This is a genomic window from Rhodococcus artemisiae, assembly GCF_036327795.1.
Lineage (GTDB): Bacteria > Actinomycetota > Actinomycetes > Mycobacteriales > Mycobacteriaceae > Rhodococcus > Rhodococcus artemisiae.
This window is the reverse complement of the sequence record NZ_JAUTXY010000018.1, coordinates 108,247-132,928: the sequence shown is the minus strand read 5'-3', so window position 1 is coordinate 132,928 and position 24,682 is coordinate 108,247. Positions and strand designations below refer to the sequence as shown.

Here is a 24,682-nt window from a genome sequence, read left to right as displayed (position 1 = left end):
TGGCCATTCGAGCCACTCGTTCGTTACTTATCAGACATATTGTGATCGTTCTATGGCGACGGGGCGCCTCGAGCAACAAGGAAGGACTGTGCCCTGGTGGCCTTTGCTGACGGTGTTCGATCTGGTGTGCCCCTGTCCCGTTCGGTGCTCGACGCCATACCCCGCACACGCCTGTTCGCCCTCCTCGACCAGCAGCCCGCTCTGACCGTGCTGCAGGCACCGCACGGATTCGGTACGCGCACGCTCGTCGCGAGCTGGCTGCACCGCGGAGGTGCGACGGATCGCGACGTGACCTGGGTCGACGCCACCGCAGCGGCAGAGCCCTCCGCGGCGGGCGCGGCCGAGCGCTGCGGCAAGCAGATCCGGAACCTCCCCGACCTCGGTGCACGAGTGCTGGTGGTGGCAGGGGTGCCGTCGGCGTGGGCGGCGGTCGTGCTCGAGGCCGTGCGGGTCGTGCTCGAACGATGCCCGTCCGCGAACGCGGTGGTGACGCTGCACGGCACGATCAGGCCATCGCACGCGGCAGCGGTCCGCGATATCGACTGCCGTTGGATCGGGGCGGACCAGTTGTGCTTCTCCGTCTCCGACACCGTGGAATTGTGCCGAGCCAGAGATCTGTCGCTGGGCGAGGAAAAATGCGCCGACCTGCGCAATGCGATGGGTGGGGTCCCTCCGTTGGTAGCAACGGCAGTGTCGATGCTGCGGATCGCCCCAGTGGCGCCCGTCGACACCGACAGGCGTCTTGTTCCGGCGGTGGATCGAGTGGTCGACGACTATGTCCAGCAGCGACTCTCCAGCCTCGACGACGCTGCACGAGAGGGCGCGCTCGAGGTGGCGGTGCTGCGCCACTGCACAGTGGTCGAGGCTTCCGAGACGACCGGGATTGCGTCATGCGAAGAGCTCCTCGAGCTCCTCGATTCCGTAGGTCTGATGTTCGGTCGATTCCACGGCATGCACCGGAGCTGGGCGTGGCCGCCCGCCGTGCGCGACAGGGTCCTCGACCTCGCGCGACGCGAACGACCCGACGACATCGATCGTGCTCTCATCCTCCTGGCGGAGAAGAACCTCGAGGCGGGCAACTACGCCGACGCCGCCGCCTATGCCGTCGATGCGAACGAATGGGACACCGCCGTCCATCTCATCGACGAGCACTGGAGTGACCTCGTAGCGCAGGATTTCGAGATGCTGGTGCATCTGCTGCGAGTGATACCCGACGAGATCGCAGACCGCCGCCCCGGAATCGCGGCAGGCCGGGCGCTGTTCCTGAACACGTTGGCCGAGCACCCCATGCTGCACGTCGACCTTCCGACCGACCCGGACGAGCTGGACACGATCGGAGCGGGTCCGGATGCGGCCGAGATACTGCACGTCGGCCTCGTTCAGGCCATCGCCTTGCGAATGGCGGGGAGTCTGCGTGAGGCAGGAGACCGCGCAACGACGTTGATACCGCTCGTGGACGCCATGCAGGCCCACCAACCGCACAACGTCTCCGCCCAACTGCCGACTATCCGTCTGCAATGGGCCATCGGTATGCAACTGGCGGGCGATCTTCAGATCGCCACCTCGGAATTCGAACTCTCCTACCGTGATGCGCTCAAGGCCGGCTTCGATTTTGTGGTCCTCAACGCGGCCGGGAGCATCGCAGCGAATTGGGCGCTACTCGGAGATCCGATGCGGGCGGACGAATGGATCACCGCCGAATCCCTGGTCGACACCAGCGTCGGGTACTGGGACGACATGATCCGCGTCGGAGGTCGTGTGGCGCGCACCTTGGTCGCTCTCGACCGGCTCGACAACGATCAGGCGAAGACCACCTTGGATCTGCTCGGTGTCCCGCCTGCAGGTGAAGAGTTGTGGGGGCTCGTGGCGTATGCCCATACCCAACACGCATTGTCCACCGGCGATGCGTACACGGGGGTGTCGTGGCTCCATCGCATCATCGACGGTCATCGCGGCCTGCACCAGCTCGGAGCATTATCCGATGTGCTCCTGACCGCCACCGAAATCGATCTGCACCTGGCCTTGGGCAACGGCAACCGCGCTCGGACGCTGGCCGAGTCCGATACCACCGGCCACCCGCTGATCGTGGTGGCAACGGCCCGCATGGAACTGCTCACCGGCCATCCCGACGAAGCACGCGCAGTGCTCAGCCGGATCACGTGGCCCAGCTGCGGATGGCCGCGGGCACACCTCGAGGCGTTGCTGATCGAGGCCGCGGCGACGCTGTACACCGACCGCGACAACGCGACGCGCGCGTGGGCACGCGCCGTCACTCTGGCCGAGACCTTCGGCAACCGCAGGGTCTTCACCACCGTGCCGACGCGGGCGCGAGACGAACTGGTCGCAACCAGCGGCATCGCCGCGCCCGAGGGCGTACCTGACTCCGTTTTTCCTGACATGGTGGTCGAGATCGCACTCACCCCACGCGAACTCGCAGTACTCGTTCAGCTCAATCGTGGCGTGGAACGTAAAGACCTGGCAGACACCCTGTTCGTCTCGTACAACACCATCAAGACGCAACTGCGCAGCATCTACAGCAAACTCGCGGTGCACAGCATCAGCGAGGCGCTCGTGCGAGCGCGAGAACTGGGCCTCCTGAAGTAGCCCTCTCAGAGCGGATGGCGGGAGTCGAACCCGCGTAGACGGTTTTGCAGACCGCTGCCTTGCCACCTCGGCCACACCCGCATACATAGACACTCTCATGCCGGGCCGGCGAATTCACGCATTAGAATCGGCGTGCAGTTAACTCCCGCGGTGGGCCCGGCACGGCAGGCAGCCTCTCAGCTGCTCAGGAACACCGCTCAGTCGGCGGCGTACTCGGCTTCGCGCTCGATCTCGCGGACGGCAGCTGCGGGAACACCGACCGGTCCGGGTGTGTAGGTCACCGACGTCAGGTCGCCGGTGTACCGGAACGGACCGCGACGGCGACGCAGATCCCACGACACCGGGCCACGAGCGTCCACACCGACCGAGATGCCGGTCCACGGCGCCATGCCGACCAATTGCACCTGGTCGAGCAATTCGCCTACCACCGTCCCGTCGACCGAGATGGTGAAATTCCATCGCAGGTGCGGCGCGACGATGGCCGACACCTCGATCGACCGGGCACCTGCGGGGACCGGACCGACATCGACCGAGTCGTACCGACCGAAGCTGTTGACCCCGAACACGAGGTGGCCGTCCTCGATATACAGCAGATATCCACCCTGCGGGTCTCCGTGAGCAACCAGGACACCCTCGTCGCCCGTCGACCAGCCGGCTAGGTCGACTCGAATATCGAAGTCCCGATAGGCAATCAACTTCGACGACCGATAGCGCTCGAGCGGCGGCGTCCCGGCCAGGATACGGACGGGGCGTCCCAGCGCCTGCTCGGCCGGTCGCCGGGTGGCCAAACCGGTTGGGGTGATCAGCGGGAAGACGGTGTTCGCCCACGCCGACTCGTCCCAACCTGCGGCGAGCTCGGCGACCTTCTCCGGATACTTCTCGGCGACATTGTGGATTTCGGTCGGGTCGGTGCGCACGTCGAACAACTGCCACTGCGGGGCGTCGACGTCGGCTCCCGGATGCAGCGCCAGCAGTTTCCAGCCGTTTCGATAGAAGCCGCGGTTGCCGACCATCTCGGTGTACTGCTCGGTGTGAGCGCTCTCCGCCGCCCGATCCCGGAGTAGCGGCGACGCGTCGACACCGTCGAAGGTCTTGACCGGAAGCCCCTTCCGGTGGGTGGGCGGCTCCACTCCGGCGAGGGAGAGCAGGGTCGGAGCCAGGTCGGTGACGTACGCGAACTGGTCGCGGACCCCGTTGTCGCCGCTCTCTTTGCTCAGGCCGTCGGGCCACGACAGGACGAACGGCACCCGCACTCCCCCGGCGAACGACTGTCCCTTGTAGAACCGGAAGGGTGTGTTCGACGCCTGCCCCCACCCGCGCGGATAGTGCACGCCCAGCTGCGCCGACCCGATCAGCGACTCGTCGTGCGGCACGTCTCCGACCCAGTCGGGATCCGGAATGCGGGCGAACTCCGCGAGGTAGCTGCGGGTACCGTCCGGTCCGCCTTCCGCGGTGCCGCCGTTGTCGGAGGTGAACACGACGATGGTGTTGTCGAGTTCGCTGAGCGACTCGAGGGTGTCGAGGATGCGGCCGACGGACTGGTCGACCGAGTCGACCATCGCCGCGTACACCTCCATGTAGTCGGCAAAGCGGCGCTGCTGATCGGGAGACAGTGAATCCCATTCAGGCACATCGAATCCGGGCTCGACATTGCGCGGAACCTGCTGGGTTCCCTCGGGGAACAGCCCCTGCGCGAGCTGGCCGGCAAAGCGATCCGCCCGCACCGCGTCCCACCCCTGCTCGTACTTGCCGCGGTATTTGGCGATATCGGATTCCTTGGCCTGCAGCGGGCCGTGCATGGCGACATGCGCGAAATAGAGGAAGAACGGCTTGTCGGCGTCGTGGGCGCGCAGATCCTTGATGTAGGAGACGGCCTTGTCGGTGAGGTCGTCGGTGAGGTAGTAGTCGTCCGGATACTCCTCGATATCAACCGCAGAGTTGTCCGAGGTCAGCTGGTTCGGGTGGAAGAACGAATTGAACCCTTCGAGCGACCCGTAGTAGCGATCGAATCCGCGTTGCGTGGGCCACGAGTCGCGGCTCGCGCCGGGGCGGAGGTTCGCGTCGCGCACCAGGTGCCACTTGCCGAGGGCGAAAGTCGCGTATCCACCGGCCCGGAGGATTTCCGGCAGGGTCTGGGTGTCGTCGGACAACTCCAACCGCAGCCCGGGGAAGCCGGGGTCGGCATTGGCCACGAAGCCGTATCCCGCCCGGTGTGGGTTGACGCCGGTCAGCAGCGCGGCGCGCGACGGCGAGCACAGTGGCGTCGTGTGGTAGTTCGTCAACCGCACACCCGAGGCGGCGAGCCGATCGAGGTTGGGGGTGTCGATCTCGGAGCCGAACGGCCCGATGTCGCTGTATCCCATGTCGTCGATCAGGACGACCACGATGTTGGGGGACCCCGGTGCGGCGGTGGGCGTGAGTGGCCATTCGGGAGTCGAGTCGTCGATGGTGCGGCCGATGCGGCCGCCGAAGTCCTCGTAGCCGCGTGCGTGCGGTGGAATGGTCATCAGGCGTCGACCCGCACCGGGTTGTCGATGGGCGAGTAGTCCGAGGCATCGCCGGACACGATCTTGCTCTGCTCACCGCTGATGGCCACCGGCACGTCACCGGCGAGGGTGATGCGGGTGAGGCGACGGGGCTGGTCGTCGTAGTCGGAGATCGCGTAGTGCTGGGTGGCCCGGTTGTCCCAGATCGCGACGTCGCCGAGTTCCCAATTCCAGCGGACGGTGTTCTCCAGCTTGGTGATGCGCGTCTGTAGCAGCTCGTACAGTTTCTGCGATTCGACGGTGCCGAACCCGACGAAGCTCTTGACGAATTGGCCGAGGAGCAGTGCGCGCTCACCGGTTTCCGGGTGGACACGAACGACAGGGTGGATGGTTTCGAAGTAGCTGGATTCGAAGGCTTCGCGGTATTCGGCGAACTGCCCGTCGACGCGTTGGGCGGCGTGAGCGGCGTAGTCGTAGACGTTGCTGTGGACGGCCCACAGGTTCGAGACCAGGTCTTTCAACGGTTCGGGCAGCGCAGCATAGGCCGCGACCGTGGAGGCCCAGGTCGTCGTGCCACCGTAGGACGGCAGGGCCTCGGCGCGAAGAATCGCCGCCTTCGGAATGCGGTCGACGAAGGTGACGTCGGTGTGCCAGCTGTCGGCGCGCACGTACTCGGCGTCGATCGGGAGGGTTTTCGCTCCGTATCCCTTGACGGTGGGATGCGGAGTGGTCGGGATACCGAGCAGCTCGGCGAAGTCGAACTGGGAGTCCTCGTCGAGATGCTTTTGCCCGCGGAAGAAGACCACCTTGTGATCCAGCAGTGCCCGCTCGATCACGGCGACCGCAGCCGCGTCGAGGTCGCCGCCGAGCCTGACTCCATCGATCCGGGCGCCGATGTGAGAACCGAGCTTGACGACGGTCGGGGCGGAGGTCTCGCTGCGCGGGGTCGCGAAATCGACGGACATGATGGGCCTTTCGTGGACGAGATGCACTGGGCGGCCCCACTATGCAACCGGAATACGCGGTGCGTGCACACATTTTGGATCATGCTGATTCGAATTTCCCGAATCAACTCGAACAATTGTCTTTATTCTCAATCAGAAAAGTAGGAATAGCAAGCCCTTTCTCCCCCCCCCACCGAGAAACATGCCCTGTTGTCATGTGTTTCGATCGGGTGCTAGCTTGGCGCCCATGACTTCGGACAGGCCATTCCCCATGCGGGTCACCTACGTGACCACCGCACTGGGCGCACGCCTGCCTCTGGCACGGGAACTGTGTTGTTCCCTCCGCGCCATCTGTAGCTAGCTGCACCGGCTGTCCGCGTCGCAGCCCGATGCGGAGACCTCCGACTACTCCCTCTCCCGTGTTGCTCGGTCGTGTGCTGCCTCCGGAATCGGGCAACAGTCCATTTCACTCCTCACCTTTCGGTATCGGACACCCATGCCTGCGTTCTCCCTCCCCTCGAGTCGAAAGACGATCCCCCAGTGACAAGTTCAACCCTCCGCTTCGATCGGCGAACCTTCTTCCGCGGTGCCGGCGTCACCGCCGCAGCGGTGTTCGGAACCGGCCTGCTCGCAGCGTGCTCCTCCGCAGTCGGAGAACAACAGGCCGCCGCAACCGGCTCTTCCACGCCGGTACGCGGTGGCACTCTGAAGGTCGGGATCACCCAGGATGTCATTCCCGCAACGATTCTCACGAACACCGCCGGCGCCACCGCTGTGATCGGACTCGTCTACGACAGCCTCATCACCTATCCGCTCGACAAGGTCGAGGCGCAACCGCACCTGGCGACGGCGTGGGAACTCGCCGACGACGGCTTGTCACTGAGCCTGGATCTGCGCGACGACGTCACATTCCACTCCGGCCGGCCGTTCACCTCGAAAGACGCGGAGTTCTCACTCCGGACCTACGCGGACGCCAAGTGGACAGCACAGCTGCGCGGCACCGCTGCCGCGATCACCGAATACGACACGTCCGACCCGCACCGCCTCGTCCTGAAGTTCGAGCACGAACTCGGCAACATCTTCGACCTGCTCGACACCATCCCGATCCTCGACAGTGACACCATCGACCAGCTCCTCGCCGGTGAACAATTCGTCGGTACCGGCCCGTTCCGGCTGACCGAGCGCACCCCGAACACGTCTCTGACGTTCGAACGCAACGAGACCTACTGGATCCCGGAACGCCCCTATCTCGACCGCGTCGAGATGTCGATCATCGACGACGCGCAAGCACTGCTCAGCTCGCTCAGATCGGGGCAGGTCCAGCTCGTGCAAGGGCTGAACTACCGCGACGCCGAGACCCTGGGCAACACCGCCGGTTACCAGTCTCTCGCCATGGAGGGCGCGGAGGTGCAGATATACGTCGGCACCAACGTCACACACCCGGCACTCGCCGACGTGCGGGTGAGGCAGGCGATCGCCTATGCACTCGACCGGGAACGCATCATCGACGAGGTCTTCCGCGGGTCGGGGTATCCGATCAACCTGCCGTGGCCCAAGGGTTCGCCCGCGTACGACGAGGCGCGCAACGCGACGTACAGCCGCGACGTGGAGAAGGCGCGGCAGATCCTGGCGGACACCGGCACTCCTGTACCCAACCTCCCGTTGACCTACCAGGCGGGCAATCCGTTCTACGAAGCCACGGCGCAGGTCGTGCAGGCGAACCTCGCCGAGATCGGTATCGAAACCACCCTCGATCCGCAGGAGAGCGCCACCTTCGTCCAGAACCTGATCGGAGCGCAGTTCCCCGGACTCTGGACCACCTTCCACTCGTGGGCGCAGTACACCCCGTCGACGCTGACCGTGAGCGCCTACCCGTTCAACGCGCGAAAGAACGCATCCCACTTCGAGAGTCCCGCGTACGTGGCGGCCGCGGACGCCGCGTGGAACGTCGCCGATGGCACCAGCGCCGAGGCAATAGACGCGTACACGGTGGTCAGCGACGAGTTGCTCGACAACCTCTTCCTGATCGAGATCGGCGTCGTGTTCAACCAGCTGGCTGCGTCCGCTTCGGCACACGACCTTTCGTGGACGAAGCGATCCGAGCTGAAGCTGACCGACACCTACCTGACCTGAGAAAGGATCCGTCATGGTGCGCTATCTCGTGCATCGGGTGCCCTCCGCGGTCGCGGTTCTCGTGTTGGCCTCGGTGCTCATCTTCTTCGTCCTCCGACTCGTGCCGGGCGACCCTGCGTCCACCCTGGCCGGTCCGGACGCCACCCCGGAGGCGATCGAGGCGATCCGTCATTCGCTCGGACTCGATCGTTCCGTCCCGGCCCAGTACGTGGCGTGGGTCGGCGATGTAGTGACATTCGACCTCGGCAGCTCGTATATCCTCGGCGGTCAGATCGCCGATCTCGTGGGAGCCGCACTCGTCAACACTGTCGTGCTGGCCACCTCGGCTCTGCTGCTCGCGCTGGTTGTGAGTCTCGCGCTGTCCGTCGCGGTCGTGGTGTGGCCGGCCCGGTGGCTCACCGCTCTGGTTGCCGGATTCAACACCCTCGCCGTCGCACTACCCACGTTCGTCACCGGTGTAGTGCTGGTGTTGGTGTTCGCGGTGGTCCTGCCGTTGCTGCCATCCGGTGGGCTCCCACCGTCCGGATTCATTGCCCGACCGGATATCTCGATCCAGTACCTCGCGCTGCCGACGATCTGCCTGGCGCTACCCGTCGCCGCCGCGCTCACCCGGTTCCTGACCGAGGCGCTGCGCACCGAGATGAAGCAGCAGTACATTCTCACGGCCCGCGCGCTCGGGGTGTCACAGTGGAATCTCGTCACCCGCAGCGCCCTGCGCAACGCGCTGCCGACGATGCTGACCATCCTGGGGCTGCAGACCGGGCAGCTGCTCGGCGGTGCCGTGCTCGTCGAGGCGATCTTCGCGTGGCCCGGCATCGGACAGCTGATCGAGCAGGGCATCAGCCGACGGGATTACCCGGTGGTGCAGGTGCTGCTGCTGATCGCGGTGACGGTATTCGTGATCGTCCAGCTCGTCACCGACATTGTGCACGCCTACCTGGATCCGCGGGTCCGGATCGGAGGAGCGTCGTGAGTGTGTCGTCGATCGATCCGGCGGTCGAGCCGGAACTGCGGAGCCGCCGACGGCCGGTGGTCAAGGCGTTGACCCGCGGCCAGGGTCTGGCCGGGGTGCTGCTCGTCGTCGTGGTCGGGGTAGCCGGACTGTTGGCACCGTGGCTCGCGCCGTTCGACCCGAACCAGCAGATCAGCGGAGCCAACCTGCTCGGACCGAGCGCCGAACACTGGTTCGGCACCGACACGGTCAACCGCGACGTGTTCTCCCGCGTGCTGCACGGGATTCGGATCAACCTGCAGATCACCTTCATCGCGGTGCCGATCGGTGCGGTCCTGGGATCACTGCTGGGCCTGGTTTCCACGATGCACTCCGCTCTGGACGTCGTCGCGCAGCGCATGTTCGACGTGGTGCTCGCGTTCCCTGCGCTGATCCTCGCGATCGCGTTGGCGGCGATCGTCGGGCCGGGGGCGCTCACGGTCGGGATCGTGATCGTCGTCGCGGAGATCCCGGTGTTCGGCCGAAACGTCCGAACGCAGGTGCTCCGGATCAGGGAGTTGCCGTTCGTCGAAGCCTCCGAGGTGATCGGTGCGTCGCGCTGGTTCACCCTCCGCACCCACGTACTGCCGAACGCCATGGAGCCGCTGGCCGTTCAGCTCGCGCTCTCGATGTCGGTCGCGGTGTTCGTCGAATCCGCCATGAGTTTCATCGGAATCGGTGTGCGCCCGCCCGAGCCGTCACTGGGGTCCATCGTCGCCGACGCCGTACCCAACCTCGACATCAATGCGGCGTTCGCGATCGGCCCGCTCGCCGTCATCGCGGCCCTGGTCCTCGGGTTCCTCCTCATCGCCCAGGCGCTCGGTTCCGCCCGCCGGACCTGACCTCTCCGCTTCCCACCGACAGGAGTACAGAACGATGGACGAGACCATCCTCGACATCGCAGACCTCACCATCCGATTCGGCGCCGACGCATCACCGGTGGTGTCCGGTCTCGACCTCGCCGTCGACGCCGGGGAAATCGTCGCGCTCGTCGGAGAGTCGGGGTCGGGCAAGTCGATGACCGCGAAGGCAGTACTCGGATTGCTCCCCGACGGCGCCGAGACCAGTGGGTCTATCCTGCTCGGTGGTGACCAGATCGTCGCGGCACCCGAGGGTCAACTTGCCCGGCTCCGCGGCACACGCGCTGCGATGGTGTTCCAGGAACCGCAGACCGCGCTGAATCCGGTGCAGAAGGTCGGCTGGCAGATCGCGCAGGCGCTGCGGGCGCACGGCCGGGTGTCGCGTGCGGATGCTCGTGCCCGAGCGATCGAGTTGCTGCGGCTCGTCGAGATCCCCGACCCCGAACTGCGCGTCGACTGGTATCCGCACCAGCTGTCGGGCGGGCAGAAGCAGCGTGTCGTCATCGCGCTCGCGCTGTCGGGAAATCCCGATCTGCTGATCGCCGACGAGCCCACCACCGCACTCGACGTGACCGTCCAGGCCGAAATCCTCGCCCTGCTCCGGAACCTCCGCGACGAGCGCGGTACCGCGATCCTGCTCATCACCCACAACATGGGCGTGGTCGCCGATATCGCCGACCGTGTCGCGGTGATGCGTGCGGGCAGCCTCGTCGAAGATCGCGATGTGCACGAGCTGTTCGATTCGCCGCGCGAGAAGTATACGGTGCAGTTGCTCGCGTCCGTCCCGCGACTGCACACGTCCTCGCACGATGCCGGTGATGCGCGCGAGGCGTCCGAACCTGCGGTCCTGCAGATCCATGATCTCGACATCGTGTACCCGGCCAGGTTGGGCAACAAGGCGTTCACCGCGCTGCGCGGTGTGAGTGTCGATGTCTCGGCGGGTGAGGTGCTCGGCATAGTCGGTGAATCCGGTTCCGGGAAGACCACACTCGGACGTGCTGCGTTGGGGGTGATCAAGGCAACCGCCGGCTCCGTCGTCTTCGACGGTGCAGACCTCTCGACGGTGTCGGTGCGGGAGCTTCGGGCATTGCGCCGCGGAATGGCGCTCGTGCATCAGGACCCGGCTGCATCCCTCGATCCACGGCGCAGCATCGGCGACTCGATCGGCGAACCGCTGGTGGTGCACCGGAGCGCGTCCGGGGTGGTCTTGCGAGCGAAGGTCGGAAACCTGCTCGAGTCGGTGCGGTTGCCCCGCGATTTCGCGGACCGTCGGCCCGGTGAACTGTCGGGCGGTCAGAGGCAACGTGTCGCGCTGGCGCGAGCTCTCGCGCTGGCACCCCGACTGCTGGTCGCGGACGAGCCGACCAGCGCTCTCGACGTGTCGGTGCAGGCAGAGGTGTTGGATCTGTTCGCGGACCTGCGCGAGGAATACCGCTTCGCGTGCCTCTTCGTCAGCCACGACCTGGCTGTGGTGAACCAGGTCGCCGAACGGGTCGCGGTGCTGCGGCGCGGCGAACTGGTGGAGATCGGTTCGACGGCGGCGGTGTTCGGCAACCCGCGGGATGCGTACACGCGCGGATTGCTGGACGCGGTGCCGTTGCCCGACCCGGTTCTGCAACGCGAGCGTCGGCGTGGCGACGAAGCAGTGCTGTCTGCGGTCGGATGATCCCGCAATCAGAACGGGCCACGCAGTCGGGAAATCGCCTGCTCCGCTGCGGCCACCCTTTGCTCGTACCACCCCACGACGAACGTGGCATACGCTTCGCGGGCCAGGTCGACGGTGCGGTCGCGGAACTCCATGAGTTCGGCGCTCACCGCCGACTGAACCCCGCGAAGGTCTCGCGGACCGAGATTCCACGGCTCCGGGAGGATCTCTGCGGCAACCTCGTCGAGAATCCCGCGCTGATCGGAGTCGTCCCTGACGACGAAATGCGCTAGAACACCAACAGTTTCGGATACCAGCACCACGTCTGGAGAGCCGGGCGAGCTCAACACGGCATATGCGATCAGCCAGTTCTCGTCCAGCGCTCCGGCCTGTGCGAGCTCGACGATCGAGTCGACGACGAACCGGGCGTTGAGTTCGATTGCATCAGCAAGTGCAGCAATATGCCTCGGCGGCAGCGTGGGAAGCACTGCGGAACGGGCCTTTGCAGCGATGATGCATACCGCCAACCCGGCGAGCACGTCATCCGGCAGATCGGCTTCGTAGTGCCGGGCATAGTCGGTGATCGTCGGCAGACCGTACCGACCGAGGTCGCGGTCCAGCTCCTGTTCGGATATCCCGTCCCAGCTGTTCCTCAGCCGGATCAAGGCCCATGCGCCGGCAAGTGCGTCATGATGTGGATCTTCCTGCCACGGAGCGGAACCCGTGTGGTCCAGCAGGTGCAGGATGTGCCGGGCAAGCAATTCGACGTCCGCGCTCCACGATTCACAGACCACGGCGTCCTGAAGAAAGCGCGGGGCCACCACACTCGGATATCTCTGGACCATCCGACGCCACTCGGGCGCCGTCCATTGTTGCGCTGCGACGACCTCGTCCAGGCCCGGGATCACACCCGAGCCTTCGCTGAGCTCGTAGAATGCGCGCCACAGGGCGACCACTGCCAGTTCACTTCGCACCCGTGCCCCCTCCCCCTGCTCGGCGAGGGCGAAGACACCTTCGGCGATGATGACGCTCTGTGTGGTGTTCACCAACGACGGATCCGCTGCGAAGTCACCGAAGGTGGGCACACCGGCCACATTGCTCGCGATGAACGCCAGCACGGACGGTTCGAGTCGAGAGCCGAGCGGTCTGCCCATGAAGTCGAGGTGGCCGATCACTGCGGGTTGCAGATAGTCCATGCACGTCGCTCGCCCCACCGGGCCGACCTCTGCGACGAGCTGCGGACCTCGGGTGTCGTCGCACAGCACCGGCACCACCACGAGTTCGAGGATCTCGAGGACCAGCTCACGGCCGAAATCGCTCATGAGATCGGCCCGGATGATCGCATCGAGCACCTGGAGTGCCGAGACCGCCACGTCGTCGATCTCATGGGCGGAATACAGACTGCTTCGCAAAGCACCGAGAATGCGGTCGGCCTCTGCCACGAGTTCGGGAGTCCGATCGCAGTGTTCGAGCAGTGCGCGCTGCGCTGGATCTGCGGTCCGGAACCACGCGTGATCCTGGAACGCGCGGAATGCGAAGACCCGTCCGGCGAGGGTGCGCACCACCGGGGCCGGCCGGTCGTCGGCGTGCCATGCGCCGAATACTCTTGCCGCCTGCGCCGTGGTGTCCCCGAAACTGCGGTCCACCACATCGACGATCAGCGACGCGAACTCCGACTCCATCGCCGTGTGGGGGCTCTGTTCCAGCAGGACCGTGGTCGCGTCGTCCAACGAGTCGTGTAGGTCGCTGTCGGCCACCACCGCCATCGCCAGCGGCCACATCGGCGACAGGTCGTCGTCGCCCACTTTCCTGGCGATCTCGTCCTGATGGGCCAAGGTGCGGGCGGCAACCGATTCGTCGACGAGGACGATCTGCGCCAGCCGCGACCACGGGGTTACCGGCACCATGTCGCCGTTGTCGACGCAATGTGGTTCCCCATCGAGCACGCCGAGTGACGGCGATTCGTTCTCACCGAACACGACGCATCCCGGGGTGTCGCCCGGAAGATCCTCGAGCGGCACCGCGACGAGATGGGCGCCACGCGCGACAGTGTCGTCGACGGTGTGCAACCTGTCGAAGGTCGACCATCCGAAGCGTCGGCTCGTTCCCGGAGACATGAAGTGCGAGACCGCGGCGATCCATCCGGCCGCGCTGTCCGAATCCGTGCAGCCGAGGACCACGGGTGACCCACCGCGGAATGCCTGAGCAACCGCGTCGAGCAGGACGCCGAAGATCCCGATCCGCGAGGTGGTCGGATCGAGAAGAAAGTCCACGGCGGCGGCGCGTGAGGCGACATCACTCGGTCTGGGTTCCGGAGACGAGAGGATCGCTGAAGCGACGTCGCTGGGCCCGTACGGTGTGAGCCACTCGGCCGAGCGCCATCGTTCGATTGGCCGCGGGCTGCCTTCTGCATCGGTACGCCGGTCGAGAAGTGCGTGAGCGAACACGTTTCCGTTCCGGCCGGAGGGTTCCGCACCGGCCGGTACGGTGTGCCAATACAGGCCTGTGTTTTCGGCACCCTGTACATACATCAGTCGACGGGGCCGATTCTCCACTTCCTCGCCGATCAGGAGTCGAGGAATCGGCTGGACCGGCTCGAACCGAGTCACCACGCCCGCGAGCAGTGTTTCCTCTTCGTCCGCGTCGAGGTCGCCGGTGGTCTGCTTGATCTGCCAACCACCGCCGCCGGCGTGGCCGGGGCGGTCGAAGGAGGTGTAGGTGAGCTGCCCGAACCTCGAGCGGTCGGCACCGGTGGTCACGTCGCTCGGCCGCCCCGTCGATCCGAGTCGTACCGAGTGACGACCACAAGCAGGTTGTGGATCACGATGGACGGTGACACCATGACCTGCACCGATGCCGGGACACCATCGGAGAGGCAAAGAGTGCGTGCGTGTAGCAGCGCCCGATCGAGACCTGCTCAGATGCGGTTTCGGTGGGATCCATGACCACTGATACTAGGCCAGCAGGCTTGCCCACTACAGCGAGACCGATCAGTCATTGTCTTCGACATTCACCCCGTATCGCACTGCGAGGGCCGCGAGGTCGTCGTCGTATCCCTGCCCCACCGCCCGCAACCGCCACTTCCCGGACCGTCGGTAGATCTCGGTGAGCACCATCGTGCGCTCGGTTGTGCCCGCGTCGAGGACGGCGGTGGCGGCGGTGCCGGCCTCGCTGTCGATGCTGATGGAGACCGCGCCGAGGTCGCCGAACGTGCGGTCTCCGTCGATCGCCGCCGCAAGCGCGATGCGCTCGCACTCATCCGGAATCGATGCGAGGTCGATGCGTACGGACTGCTCGCTGCTGCCGTCCATCGTCAGTTCGACGGCGCCGTCGTCGTAGGTGGGATTGTTGTAGAAGACGAAATCGTCGTCGGTGTCGACTCTTTCATTACTGTCGAGTAAGAACGCGACGATATCGACGTCGAACTCGTTTCCGACAGCTTCGGCCTTCCACGCAATGTTGACCGACCACTGCGTGGTCTTCGCCGGAAGATCGATCACTTCGCCGTGTGAGAGCACCGGCGCCGTCAGGCGGGATTCGGTGCGCATGTGTGGAGGGACGACACCCGTCTCGATCGCGGCATTCACGTCGTCCGGCGTGAGCACCGGCAGCTGACGATCGTGGACCCGTGACAGCCGCTTGTCGGCGTCGGCGCCGTCCAGGAGCAGGGCGTCGGTGACGGCGGCCGTGAAGTTGAGGGACGGTCGGGCCCCGAGCTGCGCGATGCGTGACCGCATCAAGACCGCCTCGAGGTGGGTGCCACCCAGCAGGAGGACACGACGCCCCGACCACAACTTCGGCTTCTTTCCCTGGAGCGCCCAGTTCGGCGGCTCCGGCGCGGGCGTTGCCGTCGTCACCGGGGTTTCCTGCTGCGGAACGATGTCGATCACCGTCGCCACCTTGGGCTCCCCCGGCGCCACCCGCTCCAGCAGCGCTTCGAGTTGCTGTTCGGTGATGATGGGGGTGCCCTCGGCCATGGCCTTGCGCACCTTGGCTGTCTGTATGTCGAGGTCGTTGCACACGACAACGCTGGTCTGGCGACTCGCACTGTCGAGCACGTCGAGCCCGGCTTCCGTCATGCGTCCGGCCAACGTCAACCGCGGTGTGGTGGTGGCCCCACTGATCACCACCTTCATGCCCTGCACGAGCCCCGCCTCGGTGAGACGGCCCGGATTCTTCCACTGGCACGGCACTCGCTGCACCGAATCCGGGTACACCGACTTCCGGCCGCGACAGTTCACCACGGGCAAGGGCAGCTGCAGATTCTCGGCCAGGGTGGCGCTGCGCACGAACACCTCCGAGAGCACGCGCGCGTCGTCGTAAGCGTCGTGTGCTTGCAGCTGCTGGACCTGCCAGTGCTGGGCGAGGGTCGCCAGCTTGAAATTGGGGACGTCGAGCTCCAGGCGCCGCGACAACGCCAAGGTGCAGAGCCGCTGATCAGCCGGGATGGACCGGCCGGACCGCCGGAACTCGGCGTCGAGGAATCCGTAGTCGAACGACGCGTTGTGTGCGACGAGAGTGCCGCCGTCGAGGATGTCGGCGAGCTCGCCTGCGATGTCCGTGAAGCGGGGTGCACCGGCGAGCCGCTCGCGCGTCAGGTTGTGGATGTGCACGGGCCCGGGGTCGCAGTCGGCGTTCACGAGGGTGGAGAACTCGCGTTCGACAGACCCGTCCTCGCGCAGCACCAGAGCGGCGACGCTGAGCACACGGTGCGCGTTCGGGCGCAACCCGGAGGTCTCGACGTCGACCACCACCCAGCGGTGACCGCGGGGCAGCGTCGCAGGCCCGTTGGCATGTGCGCGCGTATCGATCACATCGACCTCCTGATGCCTTCCGCGTCGGGATGGAAAACCGACATGACCGACATTCTTACCGGACGCCCCCGACAGGTTCCAAGGCAGGCCGGGGCCGAATCGACTTGTGTAACACCACTGCCAGCACGGCCGATAACCAGGGACTTCTGCTAATCGGAATTCGGGTGACGGGACAAACGTGAAGAACTGGTTGGGGCTCTTTGCAGCCCTCGTCGTCCTCGGATTGATCATCGAGCACTGGCAGACCATCCTGGTCGTCCTCGGCATCATCTTCGGGGTCGTGCTCGCTGTCGCGATGATCGCGGCGGCAGCTCCCAAGCTCCGCGGAGCGACGGAGCGCGCGCTCGAGACCCGGCGGAACGCAGCAGAGATGGAACGTGCTCGGCGATCGGGTTTGCGGGCACGCGCCCTGACGCAGCACGACTGGTACCTCGGGGGCAGCGATCGCGGGGTCTACGGCGAGTTCCCGCCCATCGACCTCGCCAAGCTCTAGCCACGCCGCCGCATTCCACAGCACAGCCGCGCGCCGGAAAGGCAGCCGCTCGCGGTCGACACGTTGTTCGCGTCCGTTTCATCCGCGGTTGTGCTTCGAAGCCGGGCACAGCGGTTGTAACGGGAATCATGCTGGTCAGTAGATACTCTCGGGACTGGACCGAGCACCGTCGCCAGCGTTGACACGATTCACGATTCGACGAGATGGATCGCGGAAGCGGGACAGGCGGCGGCCGACTCCCTGACCGAGCTGTCCAGTTCCGGTGCGGGACTCTCGGTCGCCAGCATCACCACACCGTCATCGTCACGCTGGTCGAACACTTCCGGCGCGTGCAGTACGCACATCCCGGAGCCGATGCACTTCTGAGTATCAACGCTCACCTTCACGGCAGATCTCCTTGTCGTCGTTCGCATGCCTCGCACCTTTATCGACGAAAACCATTGGCAGACATGCGCCTGTCGAGTACGGTACAACACATCTCAGATACGTGTCTGAGATATTTCCGGAGGCGGCGGACGGCGAGGAGCGTCGTGGGAGACAGAATGACGACCATGTCCAAGAACTCGCCCGTCTCCTCCCCTCAACCTGTTTCACGAAAGGAACAGGGCGAGGCCACCCGACAACTACTACTCACCACTGCAGAACAGCTGTTTGCCGAACAAGGAATGGCCCAGGTTTCGATGCGGCACATCGTCGAAGCAGCTGGAATAGGTAACAATTCTGCGCTGAAATACCACATCGGCAACCGCGTGGACCTGGTGCGCGCAATCATCCGAAAACATGGCGAACCGATCGCCGCCCGCACCCGCCAATTGAGCGAACAGGTGCGCGACTCCGACGACCCCCGCGACCACGTAGCGAGCTTCATCCGGCCGCATATCGAACACCTGGCCGAACTCGGGAATCCTAGCTGGCAGGCACGCTTCATCGCTCAAGTGGACGTCGATCCCGTCCTCCGTGACGAAATTCTGACCGGCGCGCTGGTGCAAGTCCCCCGGTACGACACATGGTCCGGCGTGCCGGAACTCCCGCCGGCCGAGGAAGCCCTACGGAGGCGGGCAATACGGATGGTCGTCCTGCACACCTGCGCCGCAGAGGAACGGCTCGCCGCGCGCACAGGTGTACCTGCCGACTGGCCCATGGTCGGCGAGGCGCTGATCGACGCCGTCACGGGGATGCTCACCGCCCCCCGCCACCCCCGAAACGACCACTCCGAACCCACAGCCAACGAAGGGAACAGCCCGTGAAAGCTACCGAGACAACCGCCCCGATCGGATCGTTGACCGGCCGACGACCACTGCCCCCCGAAATGTCCGAGAGAACCGGATGCCCCTTCGATCCACCCGCCGCACGGTTCCGACTACTGGAGGAACAGGGCCCGGTCGCAAAGGTGCCGCTGCTCAATGGCGCACACGTCTGGCTGGTCACCGGCTATCAAGAAGTTCGCAACGCCATTTCGGACATCCGCCTCAGCTCCGACGTCGTGCGCAATACCAACGCCATGTCCCTGACCTCCGAACAGGTGACGACCGGCAGCTGTCCCGCCCAGCCGGACCTGCAGCGCACCGACGGCATGTTCATCTTCATGGATCCCCCGGAACACTCCCGGCTACGGAAAGTGCTCACCAGCCAGTTCACCGTGCGTCGCATGCGTGCCCTGGATCAGCGAGTGCACGAGATCACCGACGAACTCATCACCGCCATGCAGGGCGCCGGCACCACCGCCGATCTCGTGACAGATTTCGCGTTGGCCCTACCGTCGCTGGTGATCTGCGAGCTCCTCGGCGTGCCATACGAAGACCGGGCAGAGTTCCAGGAACGGAGCGCGATCACACTCAACATCAACAACACTCCGGAACAGCAGCGCGACGCCGGGATTGCGCTGTGGGAGTTCATGCGCAATCTGGTCATCGCGAAACGCACCGCGCCCGGTGACGACATGCTCTCGGGCTTGATCAGCGGTGAACTGGCCGCCGATCCACCGTTGACCGACGCCGAGTTGATCGACATCGGCGTGACGCTTCTCGGTGCGGGCCACGAGACCACAGCGAACATGCTTGCACTGAGCGTCTTTGCACTACTCGAGCACCCGGAGCAGCTTGCTGCGCTCCGGAACGATCCGACACTCATCGACGCAGCCATCGAGGAGCTGCTGCGGTACCTCTCGGTGTCGCATACCGGCCCGACTCGCATCGCGTTGGAAGACATCACCCTCGGCGGGGTCGAGATTCCGGCCGGCGACACTGTCGTGATTTCGTTGCCGACCGCCAACCGGGATGAAGAGCGCTGGCCGGAGCCCGGCCAGTTGGATGTCACCCGTCCACGCGATACCGGACACATGGCCTTCGGCTACGGCATCCACCAGTGCCTGGGCCAGCAGCTCGCGCGCGTAGAGCTACGCGTGGGGCTTGTCGAACTGTTCACACGCCTGCCGGGTCTCCGACTCGCCGCCCCGGCCGCCGAGATTCCCCTCCGGACCGACATGGTGGTCTTCGGCGTTCATTCGCTGCCCGTGGCGTGGGACTGAAACGCACCACTGTCTCTCCGAACTGATCCCCCACGATAGATTCGGCGCCGCGACAGCTACTCCCGGCACGCACCAGGTGATCCGATCGGCACTTCACATCCGCCGAGCGGACATCCGGTGCGTGCCCCGCTGCGTTCGAACCGCAATGGCCGCAGTCAACGCCTATCAGCACTACGGCAGACAAGCGTCTTCGACCGATCAATGATTGACACCCCACCTTCCAACCGATAACTTGACCACCAAGTCTTGTTGATGCAGGAACATCGCGAGTTCCACACAGCACCAGACGATTACGTCGAAGTGCGCTCGCAGATTCCCCATGGATGTTCGGAACGCTCTCACGCCCAGCAGTTCACCGCCCCGAATGCGACGCCGCACCTACGCGGTACCGCAACCCGGGTTCGCAATATTCACGCACTGGAAGGAGCCAGGTGTTCGCCCTCAACGTTCGACGTCCCGAGAAGCCTGCGCCGGGAGCCACACACGAGCGAGCTGTCCGATGAGAACCATCGAGGAGACGGGCCTTTCCGTCGGCACCCGCGTTCCGCGTATCGAGGATGCTCGTTTACTCACCGGCACAGGCGTATTCGTCGACGATATCACCCGACCGGGCATGCAACATGCGTGTTTCGTACGCAGCCCCTACGCTCGCGCGCGGATTCTCGACGTCGACACGTCGGAGGCCCTCGCTATCGATGGCGTCACCGCGATATATCTTGCTTCGGAACTGAATTCCGGCGTACACGAGTTCAGGTACACCGCAGAGCGTGTCGCCGATCGTCTGATCCGTGTACCACTCGCGGAGAACGAGGTCCGGTTCGTCGGTGATCCGGTCGCCCTCGTCATCGCCACCGATCGCTACGTGGCGGAAGATGCAGCCGAGCGTGTCCTCATCGACTACGAGCCGTTGACTCCGGTGATCGATTACGAAACCTCCTATGATAGCCGAGAACTCGTGCATTCTTATGCTCCTCACAATCTGGCGGGTGAGCTCTCCGGTAGACCACTATCGGAGTTGGAGCCCCTCTTCGACAGTGCTGCGCATGTCGTCGAGCAGACTGTGCACCAGCAGGCCCACATGCCGATGCCGATGGAAACCCGGGGAGTGGTCGCAGAGTGGTCGGCGGCAGCGGGCGACATGACGCTCTGGACGTCCACCCAGGCACCCCACGAGGTTCGTTTGGTATGCGCGCGCGTCCTCGGAATCGACGAGCACCACGTGCGAGTGGTCGTGCGGGACACAGGCGGCGGATTCGGGCAGAAAGTAGTACCGCAGCGCGAGGAAATCTGCGTCATGCTGGCCGCAAGGAAGGCCGGGGTCGCACTCAAGTGGATCGAAGACCGGCAAGAGCATCTGATGTCTGCAGGAATGGCGCGTCAGGAGCATGGGACCGGACGTTTCGCGTTCGATGCAGACGGCATCATCCTTGCCGCCGACCTCGAACACGTGCAGAACGTGGGCGCCTACCCGATCACACCTCCCATGACAGCAGGCGGAGTAGTCGGCATGTTGTTCCCGGGACCGTACCGGGTTCCTGCCGCCACCTTCAGAACGAAGTTGTTGTACTCCAACACAGTTGGACGAGGAGCCTATCGCGGACCCTGGCAATTCGAATCGATGGCCCGTGAGGTGGCGCTCGACACGGCGGCACGGCGCCTCGACATCGATCCGATCGAACTGCGCAGGCGCAATCTGCTGCGAGTCGACGAACTGCCGGTATCGAACCCCAACGGTATGCCCTACTCCGACGCAACACCGCGTGAAACATTCGAGCAGGCGCTCGATATCCTCGACTATCCGGCATTCCGCCACGAACAGCACCTCGCGCGCCAGAGCGGTCGGTACATCGGAGTGGGCACCTGCACATACCTCGAGCCCACCACTGGCGCTACCGCGTTCCACGCCACGGAGGGTGCCACCATTCGGATCGAGCCGTCGGGCAAGGTCAACGTCTACGTTTCCGGTGGATCATGCGGTAACAGCCTGGAGACCACGGTGGTCCAGTTGACCGCCGACGCGCTCGGTGTCGAAATCGGGGATGTCAACACGATTCAGGGCGACACCGCGATCACTCCCTTCGGCGCAGGTACCGGCGGCAGCCGGTCGGGTTCGATGACCGCCGGCGCGGTGGCTCAGGCTGCCGGGGTCCTACGTGAGCGGATTCTGGCTATCGCTGCGCACGCGTTCGAAGTCGACACCGACGACGTCGAATTCCGGCAGGGTCGAGCCACTGTTCGAGGTGTCCCGAACCGGGAACTGAGCTTGGCCGACATCGCCGACATCGCCTACTTCCAAACCCTGACTCTCCCACCGGAGGTTCCCTCCGGTCTGGAGGTCAGCGAACGATACCGAGCAAAGAGTCCGCTGATCTGGGCCAACGCGAGCCACGTGTGCACATGCGAAGTAGACATCGAAACAGGCGAGGTAACACTGTTGCGCTACATAGTCAGTGATGACTGTGGCCCCATGATCAATCCGAACGTGGTCGAAGGACAGATCTACGGCGGCACGGTCCAAGGCATAGGTGGCGCCCTGTACGAGCATCTCGCCTACGACGACACCGGGAACCCGATCACGACGACCTTCATGGACTATCTACTCCCCACTGCCAATGAAGTCCCGGTCATCGAGTTGGGGCACATCGAAACCCCCGGCCCAGGCCCCGGCGGCCACAAGGGTGTGGGCGAAGGTGGAGCGATCGGCTCGGCTCCTGCCGTGGTCAATGCTGTCGTCGATGCACTGGCGCCGTTCGGGGTCGAAGTCGACCACCTGCCGTTGAGCCCCTCCACGATCATCGCGATGCTCGACGCCACTCGTGCCGAGGCGGTGGACGAGTGAAGCCCTCCGCGTTCGAATACCATCGGCCCACAACACCCGAGGAAGCTGCTGAACTCCTGGCAGAGTTCGGAGACGACGCGAAAGTCATCGCCGGCGGTCAGAGCTTGATGCCGATGCTCAATTTTCGACTGGCCGTGTTCGAGCACCTGATCGATATCGGACGACTCACCGACCTCACCGGTATCAACCATGATTCGGGATCCGTCGCGATCGGTGCCATCACGAACCAGGCAACAGTCGGAAGATCTGCTCTCATCCGCACGTCGGTGCCACTGCTGTCCCGAGCCACACCGCTCATCGGTCACTTCCCGATCCGCAATCGCGGCACACTCGGTGGTTCGGTTGCTCACGCCGATGCCGCTGCGGAGTACCCCGCGGTGGCACTCACTCTCGATGCCGAGATCGAGACACTCTCATCCGCCGGCCGACGAACCCTACCGGCCGCCGAGTTCTTCATCGGGATGTGGACCACAGCTCTGCGGGACGACGAAATTCTCACAAAGGTCACCTTCCCGATCCGGGAGGGGCGAAGCGGGTTCTCGATAGCCGAGTTTTCCCGCCGCAAGGGCGACTTCGCCATGGCCGGCGCGTGCGTGGCCGTCAAGGTCGACAACGATTTGCGAGTCGAGAGCTGCAGCATAGGACTCTTCGGTCTGGGGTCGATGCCGATCCGGGCGACCTCGGCGGAACGTTCCCTCGTCGGATGCTCGATCGACGAACTGCAGGTGCGCGACGTCGCCCACGCCGCGGTATCCGGCCTGGAGTCGGTTCCGGCCGACCTGCACGGTTCCGCTGCGTACCGCGTACGGGTCGGCGCAACGATGGTGGCACGCGCATTGAAGAGCGCTCTCGAGGAGGCAACAGATGACTGACGTCGACATTACGATCGAGGTCAACGGCACAGAGAGACGCTCAGCCGTCCCACCCCGGTTGACGCTGGCCGACTTCCTGCGGGTCAACTGCGGATTGACCGGTACGCATGTGGGGTGCGAGCACGGAGTCTGTGGCGCGTGCACGGTCTTGATGGAGGGTGAGGCCGTGCGGGCGTGCCTTCTCTTCGCAGTCCAGGCCGACGGTAGCTGCATCACCACCGTCGAGGGAATCGCATCACCCGACGGCACGCTCGCACCCATCCAGGAAGCGTTCCGCCAACACCACGGTCTCCAATGTGGATTTTGCACACCGGGTTTCATCGTCACTGCCACAGCACTGTTACGGGAGAATCCCGATCCGACGGACGAAGAGATCCGCGACGGAATTTCCGGAAGCATCTGCCGCTGCACCGGCTACCACGGGATCGTCGCCGCCATCCGTGCTGCGTCGACCACCACCTGAACCACAGGTCTTCTCCCCGGTCCAGATTTCGATCCACCGGATACGTCTATCCGGCCGCAACCAACGACTCAGCGGAGTCGCTCGTGAACAGAAATGAGCACACGATGTCAGGAAAGCTCGAAGGAAAAGTAGCCTTCATCACCGGCGCGGGCCGCGGTCAAGGACGAAGCCACGCCGTCCGTATGGCCGGAGAAGGCGCAGACATCATCGCGGTCGACGTCTGCAAGCAACTCGACGGCGTCAAGATTGCCATGTCGACGCCCGATGATCTCGCCGAAACAGCCACCCAGGTCGAAGCGTTGGGCCGGCGCATCCATGCAGTCGAAGCGGACGTGCGCGACGAAGACGTCATGACAGAAGTTGTGAGGGAGGGCGTCGAAAAGTTCGGACGCCTCGATATCGTTGTGGCCAACGCCGGATTGGCCAGTGAAGGTGCGAACCTCGACGAGATGACCCAAAAGGCATGGCGCGACATGATCGACGTCAACCTGACAGGGGTATGGACCACGACGAAGGTAGCGACTCCCCATATCGTGGCCGGCGGCCGCGGGGGATCGATCATCTTGACCAGTTCCGTCGGCGGCTTGCGTGGCGCGCGGCATATCGGTCATTACATCGCGGCAAAGCACGGCGTCATCGGCCTGATGCGCACATTGGCGTTGGAACTGGGCGACAAGCGTATTCGTGTCAACACGTTGTGCCCCACCAATGTGGGCACACCGATGCTCCTCAATGACGACACCTACCGACTCTTCCTACCAGACCTGCCGAACCCGACGAAGGAGGACTTCGCCGAAGTGGCTCAGATGGGACAGGTGCTGCCGACACCGTGGGTCGAGCCAGAGGACATCAGCGCGGCGGCACTGTTTCTCGCGTCCGACGATGCTCGCTTCATCACCGGCGTCGCCCTACCGATCGACGCTGGATCGTTGCTCAGATAGGAACTTGTAGAGCAGGGGTACCTCCGAGCGCGACAGCCCGAATCACGCCCCGTCGCGCGTGGTCGGTCGA

At 64.8% G+C, this 24,682-nt stretch carries 17 protein-coding genes and 1 tRNA gene; 12 read left to right on the top strand and 6 right to left on the bottom strand.

What is annotated here, in order from left to right:
• The first annotated feature begins 126 nt into the window (after positions 1-126).
• Entirely contained in the window at positions 127-2,604 is a 2,478-nt protein-coding gene (locus Q7514_RS28715) for a LuxR C-terminal-related transcriptional regulator (protein WP_330136665.1), read from the top strand.
• Between the two features lie 9 nt (positions 2,605-2,613).
• On the opposite strand, the gene Q7514_RS28710 is transcribed toward Q7514_RS28715, so the two are convergent.
• The 3 genes from Q7514_RS28710 to Q7514_RS28700 form a co-directional block, all read right to left on the bottom strand.
• Positions 2,614-2,685, bottom strand: a tRNA-Cys gene (locus Q7514_RS28710).
• 116 nt (positions 2,686-2,801) lie between these two features.
• On the bottom strand, positions 2,802-5,111 hold the full coding sequence (locus Q7514_RS28705; protein ID WP_330136664.1) for an arylsulfatase: 2,310 nt from the start codon (positions 5,109-5,111) through the stop codon (positions 2,802-2,804).
• On the bottom strand, positions 5,111-6,055 hold the full coding sequence (locus Q7514_RS28700; protein WP_330136663.1) for a TauD/TfdA dioxygenase family protein: 945 nt from the start codon (positions 6,053-6,055) through the stop codon (positions 5,111-5,113). Before Q7514_RS28700 ends, Q7514_RS28705 begins: the two co-directional genes overlap by 1 nt.
• 519 nt (positions 6,056-6,574) lie before the next feature.
• Here Q7514_RS28700 and Q7514_RS28695 point away from each other — a divergent pair.
• Genes Q7514_RS28695 through Q7514_RS28680 form a run of 4 tightly spaced genes read left to right on the top strand, consistent with a single transcriptional unit; the run spans position 6,575 to position 11,684 of the window.
• On the top strand, positions 6,575-8,167 hold the full coding sequence (locus Q7514_RS28695) for an ABC transporter substrate-binding protein (protein ID WP_330136662.1): 1,593 nt from the start codon (positions 6,575-6,577) through the stop codon (positions 8,165-8,167).
• A gap of 13 nt (positions 8,168-8,180) precedes the next feature.
• Entirely contained in the window at positions 8,181-9,140 is a 960-nt protein-coding gene (locus Q7514_RS28690) for an ABC transporter permease (RefSeq protein WP_330136661.1), read from the top strand.
• Complete coding sequence (locus tag Q7514_RS28685; RefSeq protein WP_408016207.1) at positions 9,137-10,000, top strand: ABC transporter permease; 864 nt, start codon at positions 9,137-9,139, stop codon at positions 9,998-10,000. The genes Q7514_RS28690 and Q7514_RS28685 overlap by 4 nt, the downstream gene beginning before the upstream one ends.
• A gap of 34 nt (positions 10,001-10,034) precedes the next feature.
• On the top strand, positions 10,035-11,684 hold the full coding sequence (locus Q7514_RS28680; RefSeq protein ID WP_330136660.1) for an ABC transporter ATP-binding protein: 1,650 nt from the start codon (positions 10,035-10,037) through the stop codon (positions 11,682-11,684).
• Positions 11,685-11,692: 8 nt separating this feature from the next.
• Here the strand turns inward: Q7514_RS28680 and Q7514_RS28675 are convergent, their stop codons facing one another.
• Complete coding sequence (locus Q7514_RS28675) at positions 11,693-14,422, bottom strand: GAP1-N2 domain-containing protein (protein WP_330136659.1); 2,730 nt, start codon at positions 14,420-14,422, stop codon at positions 11,693-11,695.
• A 231-nt stretch (positions 14,423-14,653) separates the two neighbouring features.
• Positions 14,654-16,477, bottom strand: a complete 1,824-nt coding sequence (locus Q7514_RS28670; protein WP_330136658.1) for a TerD family protein — start codon at positions 16,475-16,477, stop codon at positions 14,654-14,656.
• Positions 16,478-16,655: 178 nt separating this feature from the next.
• Here Q7514_RS28670 and Q7514_RS28665 point away from each other — a divergent pair, with 178 nt between their 5' ends.
• Positions 16,656-16,970 carry a hypothetical protein gene (locus Q7514_RS28665; RefSeq protein ID WP_330136657.1) on the top strand — a complete coding sequence of 105 codons (315 nt, stop codon included), beginning with the start codon at positions 16,656-16,658 and terminating at the stop codon, positions 16,968-16,970.
• Between the two features lie 188 nt (positions 16,971-17,158).
• On the opposite strand, the gene Q7514_RS28660 is transcribed toward Q7514_RS28665, so the two are convergent.
• Complete coding sequence (locus Q7514_RS28660; protein WP_330136656.1) at positions 17,159-17,356, bottom strand: ferredoxin; 198 nt, start codon at positions 17,354-17,356, stop codon at positions 17,159-17,161.
• A 165-nt stretch (positions 17,357-17,521) separates the two neighbouring features.
• Here Q7514_RS28660 and Q7514_RS28655 point away from each other — a divergent pair, with 165 nt between their 5' ends.
• From Q7514_RS28655 to Q7514_RS28630, 6 genes are all read left to right on the top strand, one after another.
• A complete protein-coding gene (locus Q7514_RS28655; protein ID WP_330136655.1) occupies positions 17,522-18,217 on the top strand; it encodes a TetR/AcrR family transcriptional regulator in 696 nt (231 codons plus the stop codon).
• Entirely contained in the window at positions 18,214-19,497 is a 1,284-nt protein-coding gene (locus Q7514_RS28650; RefSeq protein ID WP_330136654.1) for a cytochrome P450, read from the top strand. Before Q7514_RS28655 ends, Q7514_RS28650 begins: the two co-directional genes overlap by 4 nt.
• A gap of 499 nt (positions 19,498-19,996) precedes the next feature.
• Complete coding sequence (locus tag Q7514_RS28645) at positions 19,997-22,336, top strand: xanthine dehydrogenase family protein molybdopterin-binding subunit (RefSeq protein ID WP_330136653.1); 2,340 nt, start codon at positions 19,997-19,999, stop codon at positions 22,334-22,336.
• Positions 22,333-23,208: an FAD binding domain-containing protein gene (locus Q7514_RS28640; RefSeq protein WP_330136652.1), complete on the top strand. Its 876-nt coding sequence runs from the start codon at positions 22,333-22,335 to the stop codon at positions 23,206-23,208. Before Q7514_RS28645 ends, Q7514_RS28640 begins: the two co-directional genes overlap by 4 nt.
• The gene (locus Q7514_RS28635) at positions 23,201-23,671 is read left to right on the top strand and encodes a (2Fe-2S)-binding protein (RefSeq protein WP_330136651.1); all 471 of its coding nucleotides are present in this window, start codon (positions 23,201-23,203) and stop codon (positions 23,669-23,671) included. The genes Q7514_RS28640 and Q7514_RS28635 overlap by 8 nt, the downstream gene beginning before the upstream one ends.
• Positions 23,672-23,775: 104 nt before the next feature.
• On the top strand, positions 23,776-24,612 hold the full coding sequence (locus Q7514_RS28630; RefSeq protein WP_330136650.1) for a mycofactocin-coupled SDR family oxidoreductase: 837 nt from the start codon (positions 23,776-23,778) through the stop codon (positions 24,610-24,612).
• Positions 24,613-24,682 lie beyond the last annotated feature (70 nt).